The following is a 5053-nucleotide window of genomic DNA, read 5'->3' as shown; positions in this document are numbered from 1 at the left end:
GGGCCCGGCGGATGCGCCGGGCGTGACGGGTGGCGGCGGGGAGGCAGCTGGGACCGGTGTTCTCCGGGATCCGGAGATGGTCCCTGCCACGGGTGGCCCAGGCTCCGCACCGACCGCCGGCTTCCGGTGCTCCCCGAGGCCGACCAGCGGGGAGGACACCGAACGCCACGGGTCGTGCGATGGGATGCCGTCGCCCGCGACCCGCTCCGGTGGGGACGATCCGGGCTGACCCGGGGCGGCCGGCGGGGCCGGTGTCGGCGGAACGGGACGGTCGAACCGGCGCAACCCGCGATACTCGGCAGGAAGGCGCTCGTCACGATCCTCGCTCGGACGGAAGACGTCAACGCGGGCGGTGCCCGGCCACGACGGACGCCGCCGGTCCGCTTCCGCCCCAGCGCGGCGCGGCGGCAGCTCTGCCCGCTCCGCCCGGGGATCGGGCGCCTCATATCCGCCGGAATATCCGCCGGATCGGTGCCGCCCCCCCGGCCCGGGGCGGCCTGGATCATCCCCGGGTCGAGCCGGGCCAGAGCGGCGCACCGCGTCGGTCACCCTCGCCTCCGGCAGCGGTCGAGATCTCCTGCTGGACAATGGTCCCGTACGGGACATGGTGGCGTCCCCGCCGCCATCGGCGACGACTTCCACCCGGGTGCAGGATGCATCGAACACCAATCCAACCAGGGCATCGGTCCTTACGGACATACGGTAGGCCGCCTGCAGCATCGGCGCCCACCGGCGCACGGGCGCACGCCGGGGCCACGCCGGGGCGGCGCACGGGTGGCCCGGGTGAACGGCCGGCCCGTCGGGCGGCGGATCCTCCACGACGGTGATCTGCTCGATGCCACGACCTGCTGAAGCGGGGATGACCTCCCTATATCACATGCCAGCAACCAAGGATACGATTACCCCATCCGAACACATCACGCGCACAATATGCAGCACCCCCACCTATAGGCATCATGCAGGCTTAGGGCAGACTTCCGGCCGCAGTGCCCAAGTGGGATGGAGCGTGACGTGACAGACGAATCACCACACAGCAAGAAGCTGCAGGAACTGATGTTCCGGGCCTGGGAGACCTTCGGGGACGCCCGACACCTGGACAGCGACGACCGGGTGTTCGTCCAGGCGCTGGCGAGGCAGACGGCGGATCGGATCTCGGTGCTCTACGGCGCGAGCTGGCGCGACGCCCTGGACTGGGTAGCCCAGCGCTATGTGCCGAACGGCGACCAGCCCGGCGGTGCGCTCGCGGCGGCGGCCAGCCCAACGGCAACGACGTCCAACGGTAGCGCCAGCGGGCGCCGGGGCTCGGCGGCCGCGGAGGCGAACGCCGCCTCGTGAAGTGAGGGCACCGAACGGCGCACGGCGCCGTTGGGCGGCACCACGGACGAACCACCAGAGCCACCAGAGCCGGTCGGAACATCGACCGAGGCCAGCCTGCCGGCGGGTCGGGACAGAACGTCCGGGGGCAGACGACCGGGCACCGATCAGCAGTCGTCCGATCCGCCATGGCCATCCGATCCGCCATGGCCATCCGGAGCGGACGGGAGGCCGGCCCGGCGCGGCCAGATTATCGCTGTCCCAAGCCGATCATCGATCTGACAGCGATCATCTACCGGAGGTCGACCGGCATCCCGGACGCCTGCCCAGTGCCCGACCGGACACGCGCGCCGACGGGCCGGGGGCACCCGGCGCCGTGGCGAGCACCGGGACCGGGACCGGGATCATCGGCGACACCGTGGAGCCGGCTCCTTCGATCGAACTGGAGTATCGGCGTACGGACGGGCATCTGCGATGGGGCCGCCGATTCCGGTGAAGACATGCGCCGGTGAAGACATGCGTGCCGGGGCCGCCGACGACCTCCTCGACAAAGGCTTCGGCCGATGGCTGGCGGAACACACGCCGGTGCCACCGGCCTGGGTGGCCCGTTGTCAGTGCGCGAAGTGGCGGACACCGCTGAAGTAGAGCGTGACGCCAGCCTCCCGGGCAGCCGTGATGACGAGCTCGTCGCGCACCGACCCGCCCGGTTCGACCACGGCCCGCACCCCTGCCTCGGCGAGCACCTCGAAACCGTCGGGGAACGGGAAATAGGCGTCGCTCGCGGCGACAGCCCCCTTCGCCCGGTCCCCTGCCCGGGTCACCGCGAGCCGGGCAGCGTCCACCCGGTTCACCTGGCCCATCCCGACTCCGACGGTGGCACCGCCGGACGCGAGGAGGATGGCGTTCGACTTCACGGAGCGCACCGCCCGCCAGGCGAACCGCAACTCGGCCAGCAGGGCCCCGTCCGCAGGTGATCCCGCCTCCAGCGTCCATCCGGACGGCTCGTCGCCCGGCGCATCGACGGCGTCCCGCGACTGCAGGAGCAGGCCTCCGCTGATCTGGCGCAGTTCGATCCCGCGCTGGTGCGGCGGCGGCGGGCACTCCAGCAGCCGGATCGACGGCTTACGAGAGAGGATCTCCACCGCGGCGGGTTCGTAGGCCGGTGCGACGACGACCTCGGTGAAGATCTCCGCGATCTGTTCGGCGAGCTCGCCCGAGACCGGACGGTTGGTCGCGATCACCCCGCCGAAGGCGGAGACCGGGTCGCAGGCATGCGCCTTGCGGTAGGCCTCGGCGATGGTGGCGCCGATCGCGATGCCGCAGGGGTTGGCGTGCTTGATCACGGCCACGGCGGGCTCGGTGAAGTCGAACACCGCTCGGCGGGCGGCGTCGGTGTCGGTGTAGTTGTTGTAGGACATCTGCTTGCCGTGCAGCTGACGGGCCGAGGCGAGGCCGGGCCGACCCCCGGCGTCGCTCTCCACGTAGAGCGCGGCGCGCTGATGGGGGTTCTCGCCGTAACGCAGGACCTCCGTACGGTGCCACTGCGCGGACAGCACGTCGGGCCATCCGCTCTCCCGCGCCACCTCGTCCGGCGCGACGACGCCGGCGAACCACGAGGACACGGCGATGTCGTACGCCGCGGTGTGGGCGAACGCCTTCGCGGCGAGCCGGCGGCGAGCGGGAAGATCATATCCGGATCCGCTGACTGCGGCGGCCAGCTCGGCGTAGTCGCCGGGTGCGACGACAACGGCGACCGACGCATGGTTCTTCGCCGCCGCGCGGATCATGGCCGGACCGCCGATGTCGATCTGCTCGATCGCCTCGTCCTCGCTCGCACCGGCGGCGACTGTCGCGGCGAACGGGTACAGATTGACGACGACCAGGTCGAACGGAGCGATGTCGAGTTCGGCCAACACCGCGGCGTGCTCGGCGTTACGCAGATCGGCCAACAGACCGGCGTGCACGTGGGGGTGCAGCGTCTTGACGCGACCGCCCAGCACCTCCGGAAACCCGGTCACGGTGCTCACCGGTGTGACCGCCAGCCCGTGACGGGCCAGGACGTCGGCGGTTGAACCGGTCGAGACCACCTCGACGTCGGCTGCAAGGAACGCCTCCGCGAGGATGTCGAGCCCGCTCTTGTCGTAGACGCTGACAAGCGCCCGTCGCAGCGGCCGCCGCCCGGTGGGGACCACTTCGCCGGGTTCGGATCCGCGGACAGCCCCGCCCTCGCCGGCCACACCTTCGCCCGATGACGTCATGATTCCTCCTGTACCCAAACTTCTGCCGATGCGGGAGACCCGTGCTCGCCCCGTCGATGTCCGGCCGGGGTCGAGTCGCCGCTCCCGGCCCGCACGATCCCGCCGATCGTCGCGACGAACAGTCCTCGCTCGACGCTCTGGATCCGTGCATGAAGTGTCTGCTCGGTATCGCCTGGCTCAACCGGCACCGCCCGCTGAGCGATGATCGGACCGGTGTCGACGCCTTCGTCGACCCAGTGCACCGTCACCCCGCTGACCTTCACCCCGGCGGCCAACGCGTCACGCACCGCGGTGGCTCCCGGGAAGGCAGGCAGCAGCGACGGGTGGGTGTTGATCGCCCGGAACCGGCCGATCACCCGGGCACTGAGAATCTTCATGTAACCCGCCAGGACCAACAGATCGGGCGCGAATTCGGCGATCCGCCCGGCCGTCGCGGCGTTGAAGGCATCCCGGTCCGGGTGGTCCTCGAGACGAACGGTGAACACCGGGACCCCCGACGCCCGGGCCCGCCGTTCCGCTCCGGTGCCGTAGCGGTCGGTGCCGACCGCCACGACCGCCGCGCCGAACCCGGGGTCCGCGGTTGCGTCGAGGATCACCTGCAGGGTGGTTCCCGCTCCCGAGGCGAGTACGACGAGACGAGCAGACACAGACACACTCCGTAAGCAGGATCAGGCGACGCGACGAGCCGCCCGCTGCGCAACCGCCACCTGCGGACGACGGCGGAACAATGGCCGGTCCGACTGTACTGACTCGACCAGCTCCGCCGCTCCCCACCGGAAACGCGCGCACCGGCGCCCGCCGGGCGCGGCCCGCCAGGCGGCCACCCGAGCCCGGGACTGCCGATCATGCCGCCGGGACCCATCCGGCGAGGAGATTTGCCAGCCACGCGTCGAGGGCCTGGGCGGACGGGACCTCGCAGGCCGCCGGAGACGACAGCCTGTCAGCCAACGAGCACAGCCCCGCACACCCGTCCTCCTCCGTGCCGCCTGCTGCGCAGGTGCACCCGACGGAGGCTGCGGGGCCCGCCCCTCCCTCGAAGCCCTCGTCGGGTTCGCCGTAGTCCCGCCCGTCCAGCAGATCACCCGGCCGGCACAGGTAGAGCTCAGCCAGCCGTGACAGGACCTGCGTGGAAGGCGCCCGGCCGCCCTTGGCCGGCCAGCTCTCCCAGTACGAGAAAGTCTTACCGGTCTTGGCCAGCCCAGAACCGGGCCACCGCTCGTTCCAGCGGCGTGCGGCCTCCTCCTGCGTCCAGCCGTGCGCGAGGCGGAACGCGACGAGCGCGCTCAGGTGATGGCGGGCCTGCAGTCTTCGGGCGATGCGACGATAGGACCAGCCCAGCTCCCGCAGGCGGAGTGCTTCAGCCCGGATACGGGCGACCGTGACCGCCACGACGACCTCCGTGAAGATGATCCAGTGCGGTCACGGTAACCGGCTGCGCGGACAGTTTTCGGATGCCGACGGGGTGCCGGGCGGGCGGGGAG

The 5053-nt window shown here is 71.4% G+C and carries 4 protein-coding genes; 1 reads left to right on the top strand and 3 read right to left on the bottom strand.

Annotated elements, in window-relative coordinates:
- Positions 1 to 1011: 1011 nt before the first annotated feature.
- On the top strand, positions 1012 to 1335 hold the full coding sequence (locus tag AC08ON_RS13770) for a hypothetical protein (RefSeq protein WP_476608103.1): 324 nt from the start codon (positions 1012 to 1014) through the stop codon (positions 1333 to 1335).
- Between the two features lie 590 nt (positions 1336 to 1925).
- On the opposite strand, the gene purH is transcribed toward AC08ON_RS13770, so the two are convergent.
- The 3 genes from purH to AC08ON_RS13755 form a co-directional block, all read right to left on the bottom strand.
- A complete protein-coding gene (gene purH / locus AC08ON_RS13765; RefSeq protein ID WP_476608102.1) occupies positions 1926 to 3572 on the bottom strand; it encodes a bifunctional phosphoribosylaminoimidazolecarboxamide formyltransferase/IMP cyclohydrolase in 1647 nt (548 codons plus the stop codon).
- The gene (purN, locus tag AC08ON_RS13760; RefSeq protein ID WP_476608101.1) at positions 3569 to 4219 is read right to left on the bottom strand and encodes a phosphoribosylglycinamide formyltransferase; all 651 of its coding nucleotides are present in this window, start codon (positions 4217 to 4219) and stop codon (positions 3569 to 3571) included. The genes purH and purN overlap by 4 nt, the downstream gene beginning before the upstream one ends.
- A gap of 196 nt (positions 4220 to 4415) precedes the next feature.
- Positions 4416 to 4961 (bottom strand): helix-turn-helix domain-containing protein, encoded by a 546-nt coding sequence (locus tag AC08ON_RS13755; protein WP_476608100.1) that lies wholly within the window; start codon positions 4959 to 4961, stop codon positions 4416 to 4418.
- Positions 4962 to 5053: the final 92 nt, after the last annotated feature.

This window comes from Frankia sp. CoWAU3 (assembly GCF_977971855.1).
This window is presented reverse-complemented; position numbering and strand designations above follow the sequence as displayed.